This is a genomic window from Stenotrophomonas sp. KH_052 (genome assembly GCF_057838755.1).
Map to the genome: position 1 here is coordinate 1,999,942 of NZ_CM174475.1, position 21,715 is coordinate 2,021,656.

Consider the following 21,715-nt stretch of genomic DNA (forward strand, 5'->3'; position numbering starts at 1 on the left):
CGGCGCTACCGAGGAGAGGGTCATGTCTTCTGCATTGAGGGTGGTTGCATTGGTGGGGTCGCCGACCAGCTCGGCGACGTCGCGCACGCTGTTGCTGGTGCGGCATCTGCTGGGCTCGCTGCAGCAATGGGTGCATGCCAGCGTGGAGCTGGTGGAGCTGGCGCCGATCGCGCGTTCGCTGGGCCAGTCGCTGTCGCGCGGCGAGGCGGAGCCGGCGGTGGAACGGGCACTGCAGACCATCGAAGCGGCGGAGCTGCTGGTGGTGGCCGCGCCGGTGTATCGCGGCTCCTATCCCGGGTTGTTCAAGCACCTGGTCGACTTCATCGAGCTGGAGGCGCTGGTGGATACGCCGGTGCTGCTGGCAGCCACCGGCGGTAGCGAGCGACATGCGCTGGTGATCGACCACCAGCTGCGGCCGTTGTTCAGTTTCCTGCAGGCGCACACGCTGCCGATCGGGGTGTATGCCACACCGGCCGACTTCGAGGGCGAGCACATCAGCAGTGCAGCCTTGCAGGCACGCATCGAACTGGCGACCGAGCGTGCAGCGGGGCATCTGGCCACGCAGGCACTGGCGGTAGCGGCGCCGCTGCGACGTATTGCCTGACGCCATAACCGGCGGCGCTTTGCTTATGGCTACACCGCATCTGCGTGGCCGGATCTGACCGCCGATTGTCGCCAGCCGTCGCTGCTGCGGCCGCCGGCATCTCTAGCATCGATATCGAAGCGGCATCGCATTGCCGGCCCTGATGAGGACACTCCCGTGGCGTTGGACGAAGCAAGCAAACCCATCCTGTTCCTGCTCGACCGTGAGTTCGAGGACGGCCAGATTCCTGGCCAACGCTTTTTCTGCCGGCACAGCCTGTTGCTGGAGGGCGCGCTGTCGAGCATCGACGGCCTGGACGCGCAGCTGGACGTGCGTCGCATCGGCTTCGCGCGGCCGCGCCGCGAGGTGATTGCCGAGATCGGCGAGCAGGACCAGTCGCTGCCGAAGCTGGTGCTGCCGCAGGGCGTGCGCAGCGAGCTTGCCAGTGGCGCGCACCAGGACCGCCAGTACATCTCCGGTGCCGAGCCGATCCTGGCTGCGCTGAACGGGTTGCTCGGCATTCCCGTGGTCCACCCCTGAGCGAGGACACGACCATGAGCTATCAGATCAGCGTGCTGGACAAGAGTCCGGTGGCCGAAGGGGCGTCGCCGGAGCAGGCGCTGCGCAACAGCCTGCAGCTGGCGCAGCGCGCCGAACAGCTGGGCTATCACCGCTACTGGTTTGCCGAACACCACGCCGCACCGACCCTGGCCAGCCCCGCACCGGAAGTGCTGGCCGCGTGGGTGCTGGCGCAGACCCGGCGCATCCGCATCGGCAGTGGTGGGGTGATGCTGCGCCACTACGCGCCCTACAAAGTGGCGGAGAACTTCAACCTGCTGTCGGCGCTGGCGCCGGGGCGTGTCGATCTGGGCGTGGGCAAGGCCCCCGGTGGCCTGCCGGCCTCGACTGCCGCGCTGGCAGCCGGGCGTCCGGCGTTCGCCGACTTCGACCAGCAACTGCGTGACCTGGAAGGCTATCTGTCCGGGGCCGACACCGAGGCACAGGCTCGGCCGGTTCCGCAGCAGGCACCGGAGCGCTTCCTGCTCGGGGCCAGCCCGCAGAGCGCGCAGCAGGCGGCCGAGCTGGGCTGGCGCTTCGTCTACGCCGCGCACTTCGATGGTGACCCGAAGCATATCGAGGCCGCGTTCGATGCCTACCGCAACGTTTCAAAGCAGCCGCCGCTGCTGGCCACGGTGGCCTTCGCCGCACCAACTGCCGAAGCCGCAGCGCGTCATATCGGCGCGCTGCGCGTCTACAAGCTGCACCTCGGCCCCGGCCAGACGGTGAATCTGCCCAGTCCCGAGGCGGCTGCCGAGTACGCGCGGCAGGTGGGCGTGGCTGACTTCCGCATCGAGGAGACACGCCCGAGCGTGTTGTCCGGTGATGCGCAGCACGTGCGTGACGAACTGGATGCGCTGCACCGGCGCTTCGGCGTGGGCGAGTTCATCCTCGATGCGCCGGTGGCTGACCTCGACGCACGCCTCACATCCCTTGAACTGCTGTCGCCCGCGCCGCGCGCGGCGGTGGCCTGACCTGCAGGAGCGATTCCCATGAGCACGACCCCGCGCCACATTCCGTTCGGCATCATGCTGCAGGGCCCCGGCAGCCACATGCACGCGTGGAAGCATCCATCCAATCCGGCCGATGCCAGCGTCAACCTGCAGTTCTACATCGACATCGCGCGTACCGCCGAGGACAACGGCATCGCCTTCGGCTTCGTGGCCGACGGCCTGTACATCAATGAGAAGTCGATCCCGCACTTCCTCAACCGCTTCGAGCCGATCTCGCTGCTGTCGGCGCTGGCCACCGCAACGAAGAAGATCGGCCTGGCCGGCACGCTGTCGACCTCCTACAGCGACCCGTTCACCGTGGCCCGCCAGTTCGCTTCGCTGGATCTGCTCAGCGGCGGCCGCGCCGGCTGGAATGTGGTGACCTCGCCACTGGAGGGCTCAGGCCGCAACTACGGCCGGCCGCATCCGGAGCACGCGCTGCGCTACCAGATCGCCGACGAGTACCTGGACGTGGTGCAAGGGCTGTGGGATTCCTGGGATGACGATGCCTTCGTGCGCGAGCGCGATAGCGGCACGTTCTTCGCGCCGGAAAAGTTCCGCCGCCTCGACCACAAGGGACGCTTCTTCCAGGTGGAAGGGCCGCTCAACATCCAGCGTTCGCCGCAGGGCCAGCCGGTGATCTTCCAGGCGGGTTCGTCCGACGATGGCATCGCGCTGGCCGGCAAGTATGCCGATGCGGTGTTTACCCATTCGCCGTCGCTGGAAGAAACCCGCGCGTTCACCCAGAAGGTGAAGAATTCTGCGATCGCGCACGGCCGCAGCGGCAATGACGTGAAGATCTTCCCGGGCATCGGCCCCATCGTTGGCCGCACCGCCGAGGAGGCTGAGGCCAAGTACCAGGCAATCGCCACGCTGGCCACGTTGGAGGATGCGCTGGCCTATCTCGGCCGCTTCTTCGACCACCACGATTTCAGCCAGTACGATCCGGACGCGCCGTTCCCGGAGCTGGGTGACATCGGCAGCAACTCGTTCCGCTCCACCACCGACCGCATCAAGCAGGACGCGCGCGCGAAGGGCCTGAGCCTCCGCCAGGTAGCACTGGAAGCGGTCAGCCCCCGGCCGAATTTCATCGGCACGCCGGAGCATGTGGCCGATGAGCTGATCCGCTGGTTCGATGCCGGCGCCAGCGATGGCTTCATCCTTGGTTTCGCGGCACAGCGCGAAGGCCTGGACGATTTCGTGACCCAGGTGCTGCCGATCCTGCAGGCGCGCGGCTACCACCAGCGCGAGCTGGAAGGACAGACCCTGCGCGAGCATCTGGGCCTGCCGTACAAGGCCAGCCGCCATGCAAGCGACGCCGAGCCGGCGCGGAAGGCAGGGTAAGGCGATGAGCGGAGACACATCGGTAGCGCCGGGCCACGCCCGGCGGAACTCGCCGGCAGCAGGCGTATTGCCCGAGATCGCCGCACGCGCCGAGGCGGCCATCGCGATTCGCCATGACCTGCACCGCCACCCGGAGCTGGCCTTCGAGGAACACCGCACCAGCGCTCGCGTGGCCGAGCTGTTGCAGCAGTGGGGCTATGAGGTGACCACCGGCCTCGGCGGCACCGGCGTGGTCGGTACGCTGCAGCGCGGGCAGGGCAGCCGTCGCCTTGGGCTGCGTGCCGACATCGATGCACTGCCGATCCACGAGGAGTCCGGGTTGGCCTACGCCAGCCAGACCGAGGGGCTGATGCACGCCTGCGGCCACGACGGGCATACCGCCATCCTGCTGTCTGCCGCGCACTACCTGGCCCACCACGGCCGTATCGACGGCACCCTGCAGCTGGTGTTCCAGCCGGCCGAGGAAACCGGCTCGGGTGCTTCGAAGATGATCGCCGATGGCTTGTTCGAGCGCTTCCCGGTGGATGCGATCTATGGCCTGCACAACTGGCCGGGCGTGCCGGTGGGTCACTTCGGCTTCGTCGATGGTCCGGCAATGGCGTCGGTGGACTGGGCGCGGCTGAAGGTGATCGGCAAGGGCGGCCACGGTGCCGAGCCGCAGGGCAGTGTCGATCCGATTCTGGTGGCAGCGCACATCGTCACCGCGCTGCAGAGCGTGGTGTCACGCAATGTCGATCCGCGGCAGATGGGCGTGGTCACCGTAGGTTCGATCCACGGCGGGCAGGCCGCCAATGTGATTCCGGACGTGGTCGATCTGAAGCTGACTGTGCGCGCCTATCTGCCGGAGGTGCGCGACACGCTGCGGCGTCGGGTCACCGAGATTGCCGAGCAGACCGCCGCCGTGTTCGGCGCGCGCGCCGAGATCGAGTTCCCGCGCGGCTTCCCCAGTGTGATCAACCACCCTGAGCAGACCGCCTACATCCGTGAGGTGGCCGTACTGGGCTTCGGCAGCGAACACGTGGTGCCCGAATTCGCACCACGCACGGCCAGCGAGGATTTCGCCTTCCTGCTGCAGGCGCGGCCGGGCAGTTTCGTGTTCGTCGGCAACGGCGACAGCGCGCCGCTGCACAGCCCGCGGTATGTGTTCAACGACGCCGCCATCGCACCCGCCGCCAGCCTGTGGGCGCGGCTGGCCGAAGACTATCTGGTGAAGGACGCGACATGAGCAGCAACGAACGCTTCCTCTATACCTCGGTGGATGATCCGCTGGCGCAGCCTCTGTTCGATGGACTGGAAGAGGAGTACGACAGCCGCTATGCCGACGTGCGCCGCCGCATCGGTGGCAGCGCCCGCGAGGAGCTGCAGCGCTACCCGGCACAGGCGTTCGCGGCACCGGTAGGGTCGTTCGTGTTGCTGCTGCGCGACGGTGTGGCGATCTCCGGCGGTGCCTTCATGCCGCACCGGGATGCGGACACTGCCGAGTTCAAGCGCATCTGGACGCTGCCGGGACTGCGTCGCCAGGGCATCGCGCGGCGCGTGCTGCAGGAACTGGAAGATCAGGCGGCGCGACAGGGTTACCGCCGGGTTTTCCTGACCACCGGCTTCCGCCAGCCCGAAGCGGTTGGCCTGTATCTCAGCCACGGCTACACCGCGCTGTTCGATCTGGATGCCGATCCGGAATCCATCGCCCACTTGCCGTTCGAGAAGCGCCTTGGCGTATCGGCGCCCGCCGTTGTGCCATCACAGACCGTGCTGCACGGAGCCCACGCATGAGCACGCCTTCGACCGCGCTGGATGGAATTGCCACACGCCCGGCACCGGCACCGGCGTTGAAGATCGTGCCGGCCCGGCACCCGTTGCAGGTGATCGGTACGGTGCTGGCCCTGGCCTTGATCCTGATCGCGCTGCAGTCGGTGCTGGGCAATCCGCGCTGGGGCTGGGGCACCTTTGCCGAATGGTTCTTCGCACGCCCGGTGCTGGAAGGCCTGGGGCGCACGCTGCTGCTGACCGCACTCGGTACCGGACTCGGCTTCGCACTGGGCACCTTGCTCGCCCTGGCCCGCGTCTCCGGTTCGCCGTTGCTGTCGGCGGTGTCGTGGGGCTATGTGTGGCTGTTCCGCTCGATCCCGCTGCTGGTGCTGTTGTTGCTGCTGAACAACCTGGGCTATCTGTACAGCACCATCGAACTGGGCGTACCGTTCACCGGCATCAACCTGTTCTCGTACCCGACCACGCAGCTGATCGGTGTGTTCACCGCCGCGGTGCTGGGCCTGACCCTGAACCAGGCCGCGTTCTCGGCCGAGGTGATCCGTGGCGGCATTCTTTCGGTCGACCACGGCCAGTACGAGGCCGCGGCCGCGCTGGGCCTGCCACGTGGCCGCCAGGTGCGCCGCATCATCCTGCCGCAGGCGATGCGCTCGATCCTGCCGGCGGCGTTCAACGATGTGATCGGCCTGGCCAAGAGCACGTCGGTGGTCTACGTGCTGGCGCTGCCGGAGCTGTTTTACACGGTACAGGTGATCTACCGACGCAACCTGGAAGTGGTGCCGTTGCTGATGGTGGCCACGGTCTGGTACCTGGTGATCCTGACCGTGCTGTCGCTGCTGCAGCGGCGGGTGGAGCAGCGGTTCGCGCGCGGCCAGCTGCAGCGCGAGCGCAGCGTTTCGCGGGTATCGTCGCCGACGCGCACAGCCAGTGATGCCGCACCGCGCGTGGCCAATCGTCCGCGCATCGCCACCCAGGTGGAAGCGGGCGAGGGTGCGGCGGTGTCGCTGCATGGCGTAGGCAAGGTGTTCGACGACCAGCCGGTGCTGGAAGACGTGAACCTGGACCTGCGCGCTGGCAGCGTGACGGTGCTGATCGGCCCGTCCGGCGCTGGCAAGTCCACGTTGCTGCGGCTGATCAACCACCTGGAACGTGCCGACAGCGGTTACGTGACCGTCGGCGGGCAGCTGATCGGCTACCGCCGCGATGGCGACACCCTGTACGAGCTGCCCGAGCGTGAGATCCGCCGCCGTCGTGCGGAGGTGGGCATGGTGTTCCAGGGGTTCAACCTGTTCCCGCACCTGACCGCGCTGGAGAACATCATCGAAGCACCAATCGCGGTGCGTGGCGTGTCACGCGCGCAGGCCGAGCAGCAGGCGCGCACGCTGCTGGAACGGGTTGGTCTGGCCGACAAGGCCGATGCCTTCCCGCGCCAGCTGTCCGGTGGCCAGCAGCAGCGCATTGCGATTGCCCGCGCACTGGCGCTGCAGCCGAAGGTGCTGCTGTTCGACGAACCGACTTCGGCACTTGATCCGGAACTGGTGGCCGAGGTGCTCAGCGTGATCGAGGAGCTGGCAAGCTCCGGCACCACGCTGGTGATTGTCACCCACGAACTGAGCTTCGCCCGCCGCGTGGCCGACCACGTGGTGATGATGGACCAGGGGCGGGTGATCGAGCAGGGCACGCCCGAAGCCCTGTTCGAGCGTCCGCACCAGCAACGCACCGCCGATTTCCTCGCCAAAACACTGTAACCCCGAAAGGAACGCCATGAGCCCTGCCGCACCGCGTCGCCCCTCGCGCAGCACCCTGTTGATCGTGGGCGTGCTGGTCATTGGCATTGCCGGCATCGTCTACTCGCGCGTGCGCCAGGCACCGGACGCGAGCGTCGTGGCCGCGACCAGCCTTGCCGGTGCGAATACGGCGCTGCTGAAAGGAACGCTCGATCCCAAGGCGCAGGCATTGATCCCGGCCGGCTACCGCTTCGTCACGCCCGGTGCGTTCACCATCGCCACCCATCCCGGTCAGCTGCCCTTGGCCGACTACGGCGCCGACAGCAAGGACGTGGTCGGCGTGGAGCCGGATATCGCCCGCCTGATCGCCGATGGGCTGGGGTTGAAACTGGTGGTGGTGCCGGTGGCCTGGGCCGACTGGCCGCTGGGGCTGGAGTCGGGCAAGTACGATGCGGTGCTGTCCAATGTGACCGTCACTGAAGAGCGCAAGAAGAAGTTCGACTTCTCCAGTTACCGCTACGATCTGCTTGGCATCTACACGCGCAGTGATGGGCCGATCCAGAAGATCGAAAAGCCGGCCGACGTGGCCGGGCTGAAGGTGGTGGTCGGTGCCAGCACCAACCAGGACCAGATCCTGCGCCAGTGGGACCAGCAGAACATCGCCGCTGGCTTGAAGCCGGTGGAATACCAGTACTTCGATGACGCCGTGGTCGGGCGGCTGGCGGTGATCACCGGGCGCGCCGATGTGTCGTTCGAACCCAATGCCACCGGCGCTTACTCGGCACGCGACGGCAAGGTGCGGCGTGTGGGCCTGTTCCCCGGTGGCTGGCCGAACGCCGCGGCGATTTCGGTCACCACACGCAAGGGTAGCGGCTTGGCCGATGCAGTGACCCAGGCGTTGAACACCCAGATCAGCAGCGGCACCTACGCCCAGGCGCTGGCACGCTGGAACGTGGCCGAGGAGGCCGTGCCGCAGTCGCAGACCAATCCGCCGGGCCTGCCGGCGTTGTAGATGACGCCGGGCATGGCCCGGCGCTACCGCTGCTTTTGTAGAGCCGAGCCATGCTCGGCTGCTCTACCAACGCGCCTCCAGCGTTTTGAACGGCTTTGCCAGCCGAACACCTTCAGCATCGAAGTCGGAAACGCTACGTCCATCCACGCGCACAGACTTCGGCGCGGTCCGGCTCGGCCACCACATGCGCACGGCGGTCCCGTTGCGCAGCCCTTCGCCAAGCGTGACCGTCAGCGTGCCGTCGCGCTGCCGCGCCTGCATCTGCAACGTGCCATACGCTGTCGGCAGGCGTTCCACCGCCAACCCTTCGCCAGCGACCCACGACGGCGGTGTGCCCGGCAGCAGCGACAACGCGTCATCGTCCTCGCGCATCAGCATGCCGAACAGCGTGCGGCCGTACTCGGCACCGATCCAGGTGTGCGGCATGTCGCCCAGGTAGCGCGGGAAGCGCAGCCGTGAATGCACTACTTCGGCCAGCACCTGCCATTCAAGCGGGCGTCGATCATGCAGCAGGCCCTGCAGCAGTTCATCGGCTGCTTCGGGCTGACCCAGGTGCACATAGCTCAGCACGTTGCGGATTTCGTAGGGCGTATAGGCGTACAGCGCGCCTGGCTGGTTGCGCTTCCGCACATCGTCCAGATAGCGGGCGAAGGTGGTTCGCAGCGCCTCGGCCGGCAGCACGCTCTGCGCGCCGGTGGGATCCAGCGCGATCGATACGCCGGTGGGATCACCATCCCCAAGATCCGCGGAGGAAGGAATGAAGTCGATGCCTTTCCACGCCATCGTTGCGCGGATCGACGCATGCAGGGCGTCGTACAGCGCCTTGTACTGCTCACGCGCCCAGCGTGCGGTCTCGTGGTCGCCCAGCGATTCGGCCAGCCATGCACCGTCGTGCCATCCCTTCAGGCCCCAGTAGTCATCCCAGTAGCTGTGGGTGGGCGACGGATAGCCTTCATGGCTGATCGACGGCGCAAGAATGCCCGCGAATCGCTCCGGCGCCGGCTGGTCGGCCTTGTAACCGGGCACCAGCGTGCGCTCGCGCAGTTCCTGCAGGAAGCGCAGTGCGGCCTTCACTTTCGGCAGGTACGCGCGCACCGACTCCGGGCCACCATCGAGGCGGGCGACGTCGGCGACCAGCGCCACATACTGGCCCTGGCTGTCGTACTCGATATCCGAACCGAAGCCGGTGTTGACGCTGCCATCGTCGTTGAGGATGGGTGAGACCAGGCCGTTGCCGTGCACGCCATGTTCGCTGTACCAGGCCAGATAGTCGCGTGCGACCTTGGCCTCGCCCATGCGCAGCAGCACTGCCGAGGTGGCCATGCCATCGCGGATGAAGGAGCGGTTGTAGTTGCGCGGGCCCGGTTGCATCGCCGGGCCGGTCTGGTTGATCAGCATGTAGGCGGCCTGCGCGCGCAGCATGTCGACCAGCGAGGGATCGGGCAGGCGCAGGCCGACCTGGCCCAGCCGTGCCTGCCAATCGGCCGAGGCCTGGTTGGCCAGGGTGTCGAAGGCATCGTTGCCGTTGCGAGGCAGCGAGGAAAGGTCAAGCGCGGGGGCTTCGGGCAGCACGCCATTGGCATCGGCAGCGGCGGTGCCGAGTGGGAACGCCACCACCACCGCATCACTTGCACCGGGCGCGAGGTGGATCCGGTAGCTCATTGCGGCTGCGGCCAATCCTTGCTCATCGCGTGCCTGCTGGGTGGCAGGCAGACGCCCGGCTGCGATGCCGGCGGTGATTTCCGTTGCACCTTCGTTGCCGAACGGCGCGGCGCCGGCAGCATCCACCGACGTGAGCGAGCGCAGCAGCGTGCGGCCGTTTACGCGCACCGTGTTGGCTTCGACGGCGACCTCGCGGATCGGCGACAGCCCGCCGTTCTGCCACGGCGGGTTCATCTGCATCGGTCGTACCGCCAGGGTCAGCGTGCCGTCGATCGCGGTGGTGCCGGTGTTGTGCAGGCGGTGGCGGACCAGGGTGACCGGCTGCCCGTCGCGTTCGATGGCGAAGGCCTCGCTACGTAGTTCCAGTCCCGGCTGGGGTGCCCAGGTAGCCGACGGCATCGGTTTCCAGCCGTCGCGCAGCGCGTGCTGCACCTTCTGCCCGGCGGCACCGGCTGTGCTGCCGTCGGCATTGCGCCAGATCGGCTGCACCAGTGGTGCGCCCTTGAAGGCCTCGACGTTGCCGTACTCGTCGAAGATCGACTTCTGCCGGCCCGCGTGCACACCCACGGCGGTCCAGTAGGTCTGCTGCATCTGCAGCGAGGCGGGGAACAACGCGCGCTGTGCACCGCTGGCGGCGATCTGGTAACGCTTCATCGGCGTCATCACTGCCTTCGGGCCCAGCAGGCGGATGCGGGCGATCTGCGCAGCGCCGCCGTGTACCGTCAGCTGCAGCGCCTGGATGTCGAGCGGCGCGCTGGCGGCGAGCCAGCTCTGCTGCCGGGTCGCGGCCTGCGCATCCATCGCCAGCGGATGCCAGCGGCCTTTTGCATCCTGGGCCTGCAGGTCTGCGGCACCATGCACGTTGGCCCAGTCCACCGCCAGCCCTGTGCTCGGTTGCGAGCGTGGCAGCGTGATCTGCAGCGTCTGGACGCCGCCCTTGCCCGCAGGAATCGACACTGCACTGCCGCCTTGCCACAGCGCCGCGGACTGCGTGGCATCGAGTCCGGCCACGCGCGCACTGAGCGTGGTGTCCAGCGGCTCCATTTCGAAGATGGACACGCCCCAGTCGGACGTGCGCTGCGGGCTGGCCAGGCGCAGGTAGCGGGCCTGGCGCGGTGCGAAGTACAGCGTTTCGATGCCGCCGAGCGAATCGGCCATGGTGTAGGCGGTCTGCCACTGCATGCCGTCCAGCGAGGTCTGCAGCGAATAGCCTTCCGGGTTGGAGACATCCCAGGTGAGGCGTGCGCCGGCCAGCATTGTTGGCGCGCCGAGGTCGATCTGGAACCAGTGGCCCGGACTGAAGGCACCGCCGGTCACCGTTTTCGGATCGTTGTCGATCAGGTGACTGATGGCCATCGCCGGAACCTGTTGCGACGACGCACTGGCCTGCCACTGGTCGCGGGCTGGCAGGTTCTGGGCATGCGAGGACATGGCCAGCGCGACAAACAGCAGGACCGCGGGGGGGCGGAAAGAGGAGGGCAGCTTGAGGACCGTGGAGCGTTCAACGCGAAATGCCATTACAGACAGCCTCGCAGGTTCGGCCGGGATCGGGCGAGCGCCACGCTAGCAAGAGATGTAACCGTTTACATGACGCGCTGCGGTAAGGGATGCAGCGGGCGTTGACGGATGTGGCTCTGGACGCATGGCCAGGATCGCCTAGGGTCATTGCCCAAGGTCGAATTGCCAGGGTTGTCATTTGACAACCCGGGTATGTCATGTGCAGACTAGGGAGAACAAGGAATGTCTCGTGCTCGTCATCCCGACAAGGACATCGAATGGGTACTGCGGTTCGCGGAAGCTCGAGGTTGGACCCTCCGTGTAGGTGGGAGCCATGCGTGGGGCCGCATGTATTGCCCTTACAACGACACCGACTGCCGATGTGGAGAGTTCTGCGTCGTGAGCATCTGGAGCACGCCGCGCAGTCCTGGCAATCACGCGCGCGCCTTGCGCCGTGTGGTCGAGAACTGCAGTCGTGAGCAATGAAATCAGGCGTTGATGGAAGTGAGGTGGCAGATGATGGAATTCAATTTCACCCTGAAGTACCGCTTGCCGGACATCTGCGATGACGTGGGTGTGCTCGAGCGGCGGCTGGTAGAGGCGGGGTGTGACGATGCCCTTCTGGGCAGCGGCCTGCCCGGAAGGATGGCGCTGGCCTTCTGCCGTGACGCCGACAGCGCGGTGGCTGCGTTGTGCTCGGCCGTCGATGACGTGCAACGGGCCGTGCCGGGTGCCGAACTGGTGGAAGTGAGCCCCGATCTGGTGGGGCTCACGGACGTGGCCGATCTGCTCGGGGTGTCACGCCAGAACATGCGCAAGCTCATGCTGGCCAACCCGCAGTCGTTTCCATCCCCGGTGCACGACGGCTCAACCTCCATCTGGCATCTCGCCGACATTCTGGGGTGGATGCGCGCGCGCGGCAGCGAGAAAGTCACCACGGAAATGTCCGATCTCGCCGCCGCCGCACTGCAGCTGAATCTGGCACGCGAAGGGCGCAGGCTGCAGCCCAAGGTGTAGTGCAGGGCGACCGCATCAGCGCCGTCATCACCGCTGGCGTCCTGCAGGGCGCTCGAAGGCGCCTTGCAGGTGCGCTGCCACTCCCGCTTCAGCCTCGTGGCGAGAGCAGGTCTGCGAGACCGATGGCGGTGTACATCTCGCGTCGCATGCGATCGGCAACGGCATTGACCACTTCGGCGCCGTCCTGTGAGGGGTCTACATGTACCCGGAACGGCCGATGTCCGTGTGGCAGGCCCACGACCCGCACGATCTGCCGCGCGACCTCCTCGGGATCGGCATCTGCAGGCTCCAACCCTACCAGGCCCTTCAGCGCCTGGTCGGCGACACCGGCGTAGGGACCGTTCTCATAGTCGGCCGCGATGGCGGTATCGGCGGGCGTGCCCGAATGCAGGAAATGGTTGGTGCCCTTGGTGAATGCACCCGGCACCATGATGGTGGTCTCGATGCCCCACCGCGACAGTTCGGTTGAATAGGACACGGCCAGTGCATCCATGGCTGCCTTGGCGGCGAAATAGGGCGCAAGGAACGGAGGAGTGCCACCGCGTGTGGAGGACGAGCCGATCCAGACGAGCAGGCCGTTGCCACGGCGGCGCAGGTGCGGAAGCGCGGCGCGGTTCACCCGCTGTGTGCCCAGTACGTTGACGTCGTACTGCTGCATCAGCTGTTCCGGGGTGAACGCTTCAGCCGGCCCGAACACCATGTGCCCGGCGTTATGCACGATGACGTCGAGCGCGCCTGCGTCGGTCAGCACCTGTTCGACCGCCGCCTGGCTGGACGCGTCCGACTGTACGTCCAGTTCGACGCTGCGAAGGTCGGCGTGATGCGCGTCTGCCCACTGTGCGATGTCGGCCACCCGCGTTGCATTGCGCCCGCGTGTTTCGCGCATCGAGGCGTAGACGACGTGGCCGGCAAGGGCCAGTGCCTTGGCGGTCATCAGGCCGAAGCCGGAGGATGCGCCGGTGATCAGGATGGTGTGTGACATGGGAGCTCCAGAAGAAGAGAGGGTCATGGCCGGGCGCGGGCCAACAGGCGCTGCGGCACGGTGTGTGCGGTCCAGGCGGCCAGTGAACCGAGGGCGCTGGCCGCGGCCAGCTCGGAGAGATGGGCCAGCGAGGGCTCAAGGTGGGCCGCGAACCAGCTGACCAGTCCGAGGAAGTACCCCAGCAGGTTGTTCAACACCGGCAGGCCACGCAGGGCAACCACGCACAGCGCTACGACCAGTACAACGACGGGCACGGCCAACGAGGGATCCAATGGGTGAGAGAGCAGGCCCACTGCAAGTGTTGCCAATGCGCCGATGCCCAGCCCGAACCAGACGCAGGCCAGGTTTTCGATCGTGGAGCGCGTGCCCTGCAGCTGGGTGAAAAAGGCAATCCAACCGATGAACATCGTCCACACTGGCCAGCCGGCATGCAGCGCTCCGGCTGCGGCGAAGGCAGCGGTGACCGCTGCGGTCACGGTGACGAGGGCGTAAGCGCTGCGGGAAACGGGGATCGGATTCATGGCGTCTCTCCGTGGTTCAGACCGCGCCGCCGTTGGCACGCAGAACCTGACCGTTGATCCACCCGCCGTCGGTACCGGCCAGGAAGGCCACAGCAGCGGCGATGTCATCCGGCGTACCCAGGCGTTCAAGCGGGCTCATCTTTGCCAACCGGTCGATCAGTTCGGCTGACTTGCCTTCCAGGAACAGGCTCGTTGCCGTCGGGCCCGGTGCGACGGCGTTCACGGTGATGCCGCGGCCGCGCAGCTCCTTGCTGAGGATGGCGCTCATGGTTTCCACCGCCGCCTTGCTTGCCGCATAGACGCCATAACGCTCGAGCTTGAATCCGACCACGCTGGTGGACAGGGTGACGATGCGGCCGCCATCGCGAACCCGTCGTGCGCTCTCGCGCAGCACATTGAACGCACCCTTCAGGTTGATGGCGATGAGGCGGTCGAACAGCGCGTCTTCGCTTTCGGCCAGCGCAGCGAGTTCCAGTACCCCGGCACTGTTCACGACCACATCGATACCGCCGAAGCGGGCCTCAATGGCATTGAACAGGGATTGCACCGCCTGAGGATTGGCAACATCGGCTTGAAGTGCGATGGCCTGGCCGCCGTTGGCCATCAGTTCGGCGGCCAGTGCTTCGGCTTCTTCGTGACGGCCGGCATAGTTGATGGCAACCGAGAAGCCATCGGCGGCGAGGCGGCGGGAGATGGCGGCACCGATACCGCGCGAGCCGCCGGTGACAAGGGCAACGGGGGCTGAGGAAGCGATGTTCATGTTCAGATCCAGGAAGGTGCACCCACATGGCGCACGATCATCCTGAGCGTAATTTCCTGACGGATAATCCCCCTTGATCCGCCAATATTATCCGGATGGTCGAACAATCAGGCGGCCGACCCGCTGCAGGTCCCCGTCCGGGCCCCCAGAGGCGGCTGCGCCTGCTGCAACACCCGCGCGAGGCGGGTGCGGCAGAGGGTTCCAGGCAAGGGCGGTTGCTGGTTACAGCTGCACCTGCTCCCACCAGCGCGTGCCGGCGCTAGGCGCCTGCATGTCCAGCGCTTCGCCCATCATCGGCGTGGCCACCGGAACACTCTTTGCGGCGGCCAAGGCGGTGATGCGTTCGAAGGGCTGCTGCCATGCGTGCAGGGCCAGGTCGAAGGTGCCGTTGTGGATCGGCAGCAGCCACTTGCCGCGCAGGTCCAGGTGCGCCTGCAGGGTCTGTTCGGGCTGCATGTGCACGAACGCCCAGCGCGGGTCGTAGGCACCGGTTTCGATCATGGTCAGGTCGAACGGGCCGTACTTCTCACCGATGGCCTTGAAACCGTCAAAGTAGCCGGTATCGCCACTGAAGAAGATGCGGAAGTCGCCGTCCTGGATCACCCACGACGCCCACAGGCTGCGATCGCTGTCGCCCAGCCCACGGCCGGAGAAATGCTGGCCCGGGGTGGCGGTCAGGCGCAGGCCGCTGGCTTCGGTGGACTGCCACCAATCCAGCTGTTCCACCTTGCTGGCGTCCACGCCCCACGCAATCAGCTGGTCGCCCACACCCAGCGGTGCGATGAAGCGCGCGGTCTTGCCGGCCAGCTGCATCACCGCGGCATGGTCCAGGTGGTCGTAGTGGTTGTGCGAGAGGATCACGCCGGCGATCGGCGGCAGTTGGTCGATGCTGATCGGCGGCGCGTGGAAGCGGGCCGGGCCCATCCATTGCACCGGCGAAGCGCGCTCGGAGAACACCGGATCGGTCAGCCAGTACTGCCCGCGCAGCTTCAGCAGGATTGTGGAATGCCCAAGCCGGAACAGGCTGCGATCAGGCGCGGCGTCCAGGGTGGCGCGGTCCAGCGGCAGCACCGGAATGGGGTGGGCGGGCACGGTGCCCTTGGGCTTGTTGAACAGGAACGTCCACCAGATCTCCGCGCCATCGCGCAGGCCCATCGCCGGACGCGGCAGGGCATTACGGAACTTGCCGTCGCGGTACTGCGGCGATTCGGGGAAGTCGGGGAGGGACCAGGACTTGCAGAAGGTGTAGGCGGTCACGGCGAGGATTCCAAGCAAAAGGACAAGGAGCAGGCGCTTCATGGGTGACGTCCGCTGGGTACACTGCACAGTGTAGTTTCGTGTTTTTCAAAAGTACACTGAACGGTGTAAAATGTGCAGATCCGTTCAGCTATCTGGTTCCTGCCATGCCCCGTGCCCCGCAACGCCTGACCGACCGCAAACGCGACGCCATCGTGCGCGCGGCGGTGGAGGAGTTCCGTGCGGCGGGGTACGAGGCGACCAGCATGGACCGCATCGCCGAAGTGGCCGGGGTCTCCAAGCGCACCGTCTACAACCACTTCCCGAGCAAGGAAGCGTTGTTCTCGATGATCCTGGAGGAGCTGTGGGAGCGCAGCGTGGCCAGCGACGCACTGCCGTACCGCGCCGACCAGCCGCTGCAGGCGCAGCTGATGCAGCTGCTGGGGCAGAAGCTGGAACTGCTCAGCGATGCCAACTTCATCGACCTGGCACGGGTGGCAATGGCCGAGATCATCCATTCGCCGGAACGTGCGCAGGCCATCGTCTGCCGCATGGGCGAGAAGGAAAGTGGCGAGAGTGCCTGGATCCGCGCGGCGATCGCCGACGGCCGGCTGCGCAAGGTGGATCCGGAGTTCGCCGGTCACCAGCTGCACGGCCTGGTGAAGAGCTTTGCGTTCTGGCCGCAGGTGACGATGGGTCAGGCGCCGTTGAACGAACAGGAGCGTGCACGCGTGGCCGAATCAGCGGTAGCGATGTTCCTGGGTTTCTACGCGATCTAGCTGGCAGCGAAGCGGCGGAACTCGTCGGCCGGCAATGCCGCCGAGTACAGATAACCCTGGCCGACATCGACCCCCAGTGCGCGCAGTTGCTGTTCCTGGGCCAGGGTTTCAGTGCCTTCGGCCACCACGATGGCGCCGCAGCGGTGCGCGACTTCGACGATGAAGCGCACGATCGACTGCGACTTGGCATCGGACAGCGTGGCGATCAACGCCTGCTCGATCTTGACCTCGGCGATGGCCAGCTGCGAAAGCAGGATCAGGGTCGAATAGCCCGCGCCGAAATCATCCAGCGACAGGGTGACCCCGGCTGCCAACAGCTGTGCGATGTTGGCATCGACCACGTCGCGCTCGACGATCTCGGTCCACTCGACGATTTCCAGCCGCAGCATCGCACCGGGGATGTCGTGCAGCTGCAGCAGCTCCTGCAGGCGCAGACCGAAGTCGGGCAGGCGCAGGGATTCGGCGGAAACATTGACCGCGATCGTCAGCTTGCTGCCTTCCTGATGGCAGCGCTGCAGGAACTGGATGGCTGACTGCAGCGTGGCCCATTCCAGATCGGCCAGCCGGCCGTGCCGGCGCAGCAACGAGATCACCCGCATCGGCGCGATCAAGCGGTTCTCGCCGTCACGCATGCGCAGCAATGCTTCGGCGCCGACCAGCTGGCGGTCCTGCAGGCGATGCTTGGGCTGGTAGCACAGCGGCGCGTCGCCATGCTGCAGCCAGTGCTCGAGTGCGCGCTCGATCAATGCGTCGATCTCGCTGTCGCGCTGGACCGGATCATCGAAAAACACCACGCCCGACTCGATCGCACTCAGCGCCAGGGTGATCGCGCGGAACGGGAGATGGCCATCGTCGGCAGTGGCCGGTGGCTTCAGCTCGACTACCGCACAGCGGAACAGTGGCCGGAAGCCCGGCCAGTCGCGGCCGACCAGATCAGCCAGGTTGCGGGCCAGATCGGTGATCTGCGACTGCGTGCGCAGCTCGGGCAGCGAGGTGTCACGTACCAGGATCGCCAGCGCAGCGTCGCCGAACTGGTAGATCTCCAGTTGGTGCGCCGGTAGCGAGGGCAGCAGCTGATGCACTTCGTCGGTGCTGTCATGCCGCCACAGGCCGTTGTCCTGCAGCGGCCCATAGCGCAGGCGGAGGTCGCGCAGGTTGCCCATCTCGGCCACCACCAGGCAGGCCTTGCCGACGCCATCATTGTCACGCCAGTAGTGCTTCAGCCGTTCGCCGAGCGCGCGCATGTTGGGCAGGCCACTGATCGGGTCGATGCGCAACCAGGCTTGCTCACGCTGCCGCTGCGTATCGATCTGTGCATCGTTGTAGACCAGCGCGAACACTGCGCCGAGCACCAGCAGCGACACCGGCAGTGCCAGTACGCGCTGGATCGCCAGCTCGGCAACCGGCAACTGCGCGGCACCGATGATGGCCACGCCCAGCGCCAGCCCCAGCGCTGTCACTGCGATGCGCACGCCCCATGCCTGCAGGATCATGCGCGCTGACAGCTCGCTGAGCATGCGTGGGTGCAGGCGCGTGCGCAGCCAGATGCCGGCCATCACCTGCAACGTGGCTTCGATGCTGGCGGGAAGGAAGTACTGGGTGCCTGAGAACTGGTAACGGGCCAGCAGGCTGGCGGCCAGGCAGGCCAGACCGCCGCGCCAGCCACCGAGCAGGCCACTGATCAGCAGGACGTCGAAGCCGAGGTTGAGCTTGACCACGCCCTGGGTGTAGCCGGCGACGAACCAGGCGTTGAACAGGTAGATCAGGCCGAGTGCTACGCCTACATACAGGCGGCGGCCTTCAATAGCGTGGCCGGAGCGGCGGGTGGCGATCAGCAGTACGCCGATCATGCCGATCACCGCCGTGGCCTGCAGCAGGTACAACGGCAGGCTGGGCAGGGCGCTGTCCAGGACCTGGGCCGAGACCCGTGAAAGCGCATCCATAGCAGGTTCCCGCCTGTGACCGACGGCCAATGACGAGCAGGGTAGTCGCAGCAGCTCGCAGGTTCAATTGTGACCGCCGCCCTCAGGGAGAAGGTGGCCGGCCATGAAATCGACGAACACACGCACGCGCGGTTGCAGATGACGATGGCTTGGCCAGAGTGCCCAGAAGGTGCTTTGTTCGGTGGTCCATTCGTCCAGGATGCTGACCAGCGTACCGTTGCCAAGCGCGTCCCGTGTGGCGAAGTCGGGCAGGCACGCAATGCCGTGGCCATCAATGGCCATGTGCAGGATTGTCTCAAGATGATTGGCGGTCATTGCAGGCATCAGCCGCACGTCCTGGCCTGCAGCGTTTGCCTGAAGCGGCCATCGCTCGATCAGGCCGGTGCCGGGAAAACGATGGAGAAGGCATGCGTGGCCGCCCAGCTCGTCCGGGTGCCGTGGCGTGCCTCGGTTCGCGAAGTACGCAGGGGCACCCACGCAGAGCAGCCGGGTGCTGCCCAGGTTGCGGCCGTGCAGCCGGGAGTCGGCGGGACTGCCTGTCCGAACGACGACGTCGAAGCCTTCCTCGATGACATCGACAAGACGATCACTGAAGTGCAGGTCCAGTTCTATGGCCGGAAAGCGGTGCGCGAATGCGGAAAGCAGCGGCAGCATCAGGCCGCTTACAAGAGGAAGACTTGCTTTCAGGCGCCCGCTGGGCGCGGCGTGGGCATCGGTCAACTCACGCTCGGCGGCCGCGACCTCGACCATGATGCGGCGGCAGCGTTCAAGGAACTGCTCGCCTTCGGCAGTCAGGCTGACACTGCGGGTATTGCGATTCAGCAGGCGGGTTCCCAGGCGCTCCTCCAGTCGGGCAATGGTCTTGCTTGCCGCCGAAGGGGTGATGCCACGCTGTCGTGCTGCGGCCGCGAAGCTGCGCGCCTCGGCGACCAGAACGAAGAGACTGAGACCGGCAAGGCTGTCCATGATCGGTGATTGATGACGTTGGTGTCATGAAAGTATGGACCTGATGTGGGATTTTTCCAGAATCATGTCGTCGATAGCATCAATCCCATGGCGCTTGGCCATGCTGAAGCTTCATCCACATGTCTGTTCCCTATTCGCGGGCTGCCGAATCGTCCGCTCGGGGGCTGGTCCTTGCCGGCTGCCTGACCGCCCTCATCATTCCACTGAGCATCGCCAGCCCCGCGGTGGCCATCCCTGCGATACGTGCTGCATTGGGCGGGTCTCCCACAGAGCTGTCCTGGATGATCAACGCCTATCTGCTGACCTACGGCAGTACGACGCTGGTGGCCGGTGGATTGGCCGATCTGTACGGCAGGCGCAGGATCTGGATCCTGGGTGCCCTGCTGTTTGCGATCGTCACCGGCCTGATTCCCTTGATGCCCGATGTGGCATGGATGAATGGCATGAGGCTGCTGCAGGGAATGGCCGCGGCGGCAGCGTTTGCCGGCGCGATGGCGTCGTTGGCACAGGTGTTCGACGGCCAGGCGCGGGCCAGGGTGTTCAGTCTGATCGGGACCACCTTCGGCGCAGGGGCTGCGGGCGGGCCCTTGCTGGCCGGCGGGCTGATCGATGGCCTGGGCTGGGAGTGGGTGTTCTTTCTGCCCGCGCTGCTGGCCGCGCTGACCGTACCGTTGATCGCCGTTACATCCGTCGAATCGAAGAATTCAGGCTCGCCCCGGTTGGATTGGCTGGGGGCGGCAACCTTCACGCTTTCCCTGGGTTCACTCACCTACGCGATGATCGTGCTTCCAGAGTTCGGTGGACTGCATCCGCAGACGCTTGTACCGCTACTGCTCTCGGTCGTTCTGCTGGCAGCATTCATTGCGGTGGAGCGGTCCCATCGCACGCCGCTGCTGGACCTCGAACTGCTCCGCAACCGGCGCTTTGTCGGGGTGCAGATTCTGGCCGTGGCGCCCGCGTTCTGCTACGTGGTGCTGCTGGTCATGCTGCCGGCGGGCTTCATTGGTGTGGAAGGCCTGCGGCCAACCGAAGCCGGGCTGGCGATGGCAGCATTGTCGGGTCCATTGCTTGTCGTTCCGCTGGCGTCCGGTTATCTGCTGCGATGGATTCCCGCGCGGGCGTTGTGCTGTGCCGGTCTGTTGATCGCTGCGGCTGGTCTCGCGTGGCTGGCACAGGTGTTCGAGTCCCCGCCGCAACGGTGGATGCCGATGTTGGCCATCGGTATCGGTATCGGGCTTCCGTGGGGAATCATGGATGGTCTTGCGGTCAGCGTGGTCGGCAAGGAGCAGGCAGGCATGGCTGCTGGCATCTTCAACGCGATGCGATTGGCCGGTGATGCAATCGCGCTCGCCGTGGTCGGCATCATGCTCTCGGCCGGTATCAGTCGGAGCATGATGCTGGAGGTCGGTCACGTGGCCCGTGCCACATCGCACAAGCTGTCCATGGGCGACCTTGCCGGTGTTGCGCAGGAGCTGCCCGGCGTATCCAGAACGGTTCTGGCCCAGGCGTACCTGGGCGCGGTCCACAGCCAGCTGTTGATCCTGGCCGCTGCCACGGTAATTTCAGCCCTCGTGCTGTGGTACCTGCTGCGCGACGAGGTTGAGCCCACGCCGGGCCGATGCAGTCAGTAGCGCGGGTCGGCGATGGCCGGCAGTACCAGTTCGCGCACGAAGCCGGACGGTGACAGCTGCAGCAGCGCCCGCACCATCGTCACCACGTCATGCACCGGCACCAGCTCGCCTTCACCGCGTGTGGCGGCTTCGGATACCGGCACCGAAAGCGCATCGTCGGTATTGAGATACCCCAGCTGCAAGCTGGTCACCGCCAGCCGACGGTCGCGGAAGCCTTCGCGCAACGCATCGGCAATACCGTTGAGGGCGAACTTGGAGGCGCCGAATGCCACTTCCGGGCGGCCACTGCGCGGCAGCGCGGAGGTCGAGCCGGTCAGCACCAGCTGCGGACGCGGCGAGGTCAGCACGCGGGGCAACAGGCGCTGCAGCAGCACCAGGGTCGCGCTGATGTTGACGTCGACCAGCTGCGTGAGCGCCGCATCACTTTCATCGAGGAAGTCGTACGCGTCGCTGAAGGCCCTGTCTTCCCAGATGCCCAGGTTGTGGATCAGCACATCGATATCGGCCGGTGCCTGCGCCGCGATGTGGTCGGCAGCCACGGTCGGCTGGGACAGGTCTGCTTCGATCCATTGCAGGGTGACGCCTTCGGGGCAGGCGATGTCGCGTGGGCGGGTACGCGAGACACCGATGACGGTGTCACCTGGGCCGCACAGGCCTTCCACGAACGCGCGCCCCAGGCCCCGGCTGGCGCCGATGATCATCAACTTCATGTTGCTTCCTTGTTGTGCTGCGGCGGCC

General features: G+C 66.4%; 19 protein-coding genes. 11 read left to right on the forward strand and 8 right to left on the reverse strand.

The window, feature by feature from the left end; genetic code table 11:
• The first annotated feature begins 22 nt into the window (after positions 1–22).
• The 8 genes from msuE (at position 23) to AC3ITW_RS09385 (ending at position 7,983) form a co-directional block, all read left to right on the forward strand.
• On the forward strand, positions 23–604 hold the full coding sequence (gene msuE, locus AC3ITW_RS09350) for an FMN reductase (protein ID WP_100468268.1): 582 nt from the start codon (positions 23–25) through the stop codon (positions 602–604).
• A 156-nt stretch (positions 605–760) separates the two neighbouring features.
• Complete coding sequence (locus AC3ITW_RS09355; protein ID WP_153675413.1) at positions 761–1,123, forward strand: DUF3088 family protein; 363 nt, start codon at positions 761–763, stop codon at positions 1,121–1,123.
• A 14-nt stretch (positions 1,124–1,137) separates the two neighbouring features.
• On the forward strand, positions 1,138–2,115 hold the full coding sequence (locus tag AC3ITW_RS09360) for an MsnO8 family LLM class oxidoreductase (RefSeq protein WP_478478147.1): 978 nt from the start codon (positions 1,138–1,140) through the stop codon (positions 2,113–2,115).
• Positions 2,116–2,133: 18 nt separating this feature from the next.
• Positions 2,134–3,477, forward strand: coding sequence for an LLM class flavin-dependent oxidoreductase (locus tag AC3ITW_RS09365; RefSeq protein ID WP_489390266.1), 1,344 nt, complete (start codon positions 2,134–2,136; stop codon positions 3,475–3,477).
• A gap of 4 nt (positions 3,478–3,481) precedes the next feature.
• Positions 3,482–4,702 (forward strand): M20 aminoacylase family protein, encoded by a 1,221-nt coding sequence (locus AC3ITW_RS09370; RefSeq protein WP_489390267.1) that lies wholly within the window; start codon positions 3,482–3,484, stop codon positions 4,700–4,702.
• Complete coding sequence (locus AC3ITW_RS09375; RefSeq protein WP_489390268.1) at positions 4,699–5,250, forward strand: GNAT family N-acetyltransferase; 552 nt, start codon at positions 4,699–4,701, stop codon at positions 5,248–5,250. Before AC3ITW_RS09370 ends, AC3ITW_RS09375 begins: the two co-directional genes overlap by 4 nt.
• Positions 5,247–6,992, forward strand: a complete 1,746-nt coding sequence (locus AC3ITW_RS09380) for an amino acid ABC transporter permease/ATP-binding protein (RefSeq protein ID WP_489390269.1) — start codon at positions 5,247–5,249, stop codon at positions 6,990–6,992. The genes AC3ITW_RS09375 and AC3ITW_RS09380 overlap by 4 nt, the downstream gene beginning before the upstream one ends.
• A 16-nt stretch (positions 6,993–7,008) precedes the next feature.
• Positions 7,009–7,983, forward strand: a complete 975-nt coding sequence (locus AC3ITW_RS09385; protein ID WP_012510835.1) for an ABC transporter substrate-binding protein — start codon at positions 7,009–7,011, stop codon at positions 7,981–7,983.
• 63 nt (positions 7,984–8,046) lie between these two features.
• Here the strand turns inward: AC3ITW_RS09385 and AC3ITW_RS09390 are convergent, their stop codons facing one another.
• Positions 8,047–11,163, reverse strand: a complete 3,117-nt coding sequence (locus tag AC3ITW_RS09390) for a discoidin domain-containing protein (RefSeq protein WP_489390270.1) — start codon at positions 11,161–11,163, stop codon at positions 8,047–8,049.
• A 498-nt stretch (positions 11,164–11,661) separates the two neighbouring features.
• Here AC3ITW_RS09390 and AC3ITW_RS09395 point away from each other — a divergent pair, with 498 nt between their 5' ends.
• Positions 11,662–12,159, forward strand: coding sequence for a helix-turn-helix transcriptional regulator (locus tag AC3ITW_RS09395; protein ID WP_041864643.1), 498 nt, complete (start codon positions 11,662–11,664; stop codon positions 12,157–12,159).
• 88 nt (positions 12,160–12,247) lie between these two features.
• Here AC3ITW_RS09395 and AC3ITW_RS09400 read toward each other — a convergent pair whose 3' ends face one another.
• The 4 genes from AC3ITW_RS09400 to AC3ITW_RS09415 all read right to left on the reverse strand — a co-directional run bounded on the left by AC3ITW_RS09400 (position 12,248) and on the right by AC3ITW_RS09415 (position 15,721).
• On the reverse strand, positions 12,248–13,141 hold the full coding sequence (locus AC3ITW_RS09400; RefSeq protein ID WP_012510839.1) for an SDR family oxidoreductase: 894 nt from the start codon (positions 13,139–13,141) through the stop codon (positions 12,248–12,250).
• Positions 13,142–13,164: 23 nt separating this feature from the next.
• On the reverse strand, positions 13,165–13,662 hold the full coding sequence (locus AC3ITW_RS09405) for a DUF1097 domain-containing protein (RefSeq protein WP_012510840.1): 498 nt from the start codon (positions 13,660–13,662) through the stop codon (positions 13,165–13,167).
• 16 nt (positions 13,663–13,678) lie between these two features.
• Positions 13,679–14,422 carry an SDR family oxidoreductase gene (locus tag AC3ITW_RS09410; protein ID WP_100468275.1) on the reverse strand — a complete coding sequence of 248 codons (744 nt, stop codon included), beginning with the start codon at positions 14,420–14,422 and terminating at the stop codon, positions 13,679–13,681.
• A gap of 222 nt (positions 14,423–14,644) precedes the next feature.
• Complete coding sequence (locus AC3ITW_RS09415; protein WP_100468276.1) at positions 14,645–15,721, reverse strand: MBL fold metallo-hydrolase; 1,077 nt, start codon at positions 15,719–15,721, stop codon at positions 14,645–14,647.
• A gap of 104 nt (positions 15,722–15,825) precedes the next feature.
• Here AC3ITW_RS09415 and AC3ITW_RS09420 point away from each other — a divergent pair, with 104 nt between their 5' ends.
• Positions 15,826–16,437, forward strand: a complete 612-nt coding sequence (locus tag AC3ITW_RS09420; RefSeq protein ID WP_012510843.1) for a TetR/AcrR family transcriptional regulator — start codon at positions 15,826–15,828, stop codon at positions 16,435–16,437.
• Here the strand turns inward: AC3ITW_RS09420 and AC3ITW_RS09425 are convergent.
• On the reverse strand, positions 16,434–18,380 hold the full coding sequence (locus AC3ITW_RS09425; protein WP_065723051.1) for an EAL domain-containing protein: 1,947 nt from the start codon (positions 18,378–18,380) through the stop codon (positions 16,434–16,436). The genes AC3ITW_RS09420 and AC3ITW_RS09425 overlap by 4 nt on opposite strands.
• Positions 18,381–18,443: 63 nt before the next feature.
• A complete protein-coding gene (locus AC3ITW_RS09430) occupies positions 18,444–19,346 on the reverse strand; it encodes a LysR substrate-binding domain-containing protein (protein WP_448122863.1) in 903 nt (300 codons plus the stop codon).
• Between the two features lie 119 nt (positions 19,347–19,465).
• On the opposite strand from AC3ITW_RS09430, the gene AC3ITW_RS09435 reads away from it, so the two are divergent.
• A complete protein-coding gene (locus tag AC3ITW_RS09435; protein WP_489390271.1) occupies positions 19,466–20,977 on the forward strand; it encodes an MFS transporter in 1,512 nt (503 codons plus the stop codon).
• On the opposite strand, the gene AC3ITW_RS09440 is transcribed toward AC3ITW_RS09435, so the two are convergent.
• A complete protein-coding gene (locus tag AC3ITW_RS09440; protein WP_006362652.1) occupies positions 20,971–21,687 on the reverse strand; it encodes an SDR family NAD(P)-dependent oxidoreductase in 717 nt (238 codons plus the stop codon). The genes AC3ITW_RS09435 and AC3ITW_RS09440 overlap by 7 nt on opposite strands.
• Between the last annotated feature and the right edge of the window lie 28 nt (positions 21,688–21,715).

What these genes read in the sequence shown, in the direction of transcription:
- msuE (WP_100468268.1), top strand. Translation starts at nt 23, where the DNA reads ATGTCTTCTGCATTGAGGGTGGTTGCATTGGTGGGGTCGCCGACCAGC.
- AC3ITW_RS09360 (WP_478478147.1), top strand. Translation starts at nt 1,138, where the DNA reads ATGAGCTATCAGATCAGCGTGCTGGACAAGAGTCCGGTGGCCGAAGGG.
- AC3ITW_RS09365 (WP_489390266.1), top strand. Translation starts at nt 2,134, where the DNA reads ATGAGCACGACCCCGCGCCACATTCCGTTCGGCATCATGCTGCAGGGC.
- AC3ITW_RS09370 (WP_489390267.1), top strand. Translation starts at nt 3,482, where the DNA reads ATGAGCGGAGACACATCGGTAGCGCCGGGCCACGCCCGGCGGAACTCG.
- AC3ITW_RS09375 (WP_489390268.1), top strand. Translation starts at nt 4,699, where the DNA reads ATGAGCAGCAACGAACGCTTCCTCTATACCTCGGTGGATGATCCGCTG.
- AC3ITW_RS09380 (WP_489390269.1), top strand. Translation starts at nt 5,247, where the DNA reads ATGAGCACGCCTTCGACCGCGCTGGATGGAATTGCCACACGCCCGGCA.
- AC3ITW_RS09385 (WP_012510835.1), top strand. Translation starts at nt 7,009, where the DNA reads ATGAGCCCTGCCGCACCGCGTCGCCCCTCGCGCAGCACCCTGTTGATC.
- AC3ITW_RS09390 (WP_489390270.1), bottom strand. Translation starts at nt 11,163, where the DNA reads ATGGCATTTCGCGTTGAACGCTCCACGGTCCTCAAGCTGCCCTCCTCT.
- AC3ITW_RS09395 (WP_041864643.1), top strand. Translation starts at nt 11,662, where the DNA reads ATGGAATTCAATTTCACCCTGAAGTACCGCTTGCCGGACATCTGCGAT.
- AC3ITW_RS09400 (WP_012510839.1), bottom strand. Translation starts at nt 13,141, where the DNA reads ATGTCACACACCATCCTGATCACCGGCGCATCCTCCGGCTTCGGCCTG.
- AC3ITW_RS09405 (WP_012510840.1), bottom strand. Translation starts at nt 13,662, where the DNA reads ATGAATCCGATCCCCGTTTCCCGCAGCGCTTACGCCCTCGTCACCGTG.
- AC3ITW_RS09410 (WP_100468275.1), bottom strand. Translation starts at nt 14,422, where the DNA reads ATGAACATCGCTTCCTCAGCCCCCGTTGCCCTTGTCACCGGCGGCTCG.
- AC3ITW_RS09415 (WP_100468276.1), bottom strand. Translation starts at nt 15,721, where the DNA reads ATGAAGCGCCTGCTCCTTGTCCTTTTGCTTGGAATCCTCGCCGTGACC.
- AC3ITW_RS09420 (WP_012510843.1), top strand. Translation starts at nt 15,826, where the DNA reads ATGCCCCGTGCCCCGCAACGCCTGACCGACCGCAAACGCGACGCCATC.
- AC3ITW_RS09425 (WP_065723051.1), bottom strand. Translation starts at nt 18,380, where the DNA reads ATGGATGCGCTTTCACGGGTCTCGGCCCAGGTCCTGGACAGCGCCCTG.
- AC3ITW_RS09430 (WP_448122863.1), bottom strand. Translation starts at nt 19,346, where the DNA reads ATGGACAGCCTTGCCGGTCTCAGTCTCTTCGTTCTGGTCGCCGAGGCG.
- AC3ITW_RS09435 (WP_489390271.1), top strand. Translation starts at nt 19,466, where the DNA reads ATGTCTGTTCCCTATTCGCGGGCTGCCGAATCGTCCGCTCGGGGGCTG.
- AC3ITW_RS09440 (WP_006362652.1), bottom strand. Translation starts at nt 21,687, where the DNA reads ATGAAGTTGATGATCATCGGCGCCAGCCGGGGCCTGGGGCGCGCGTTC.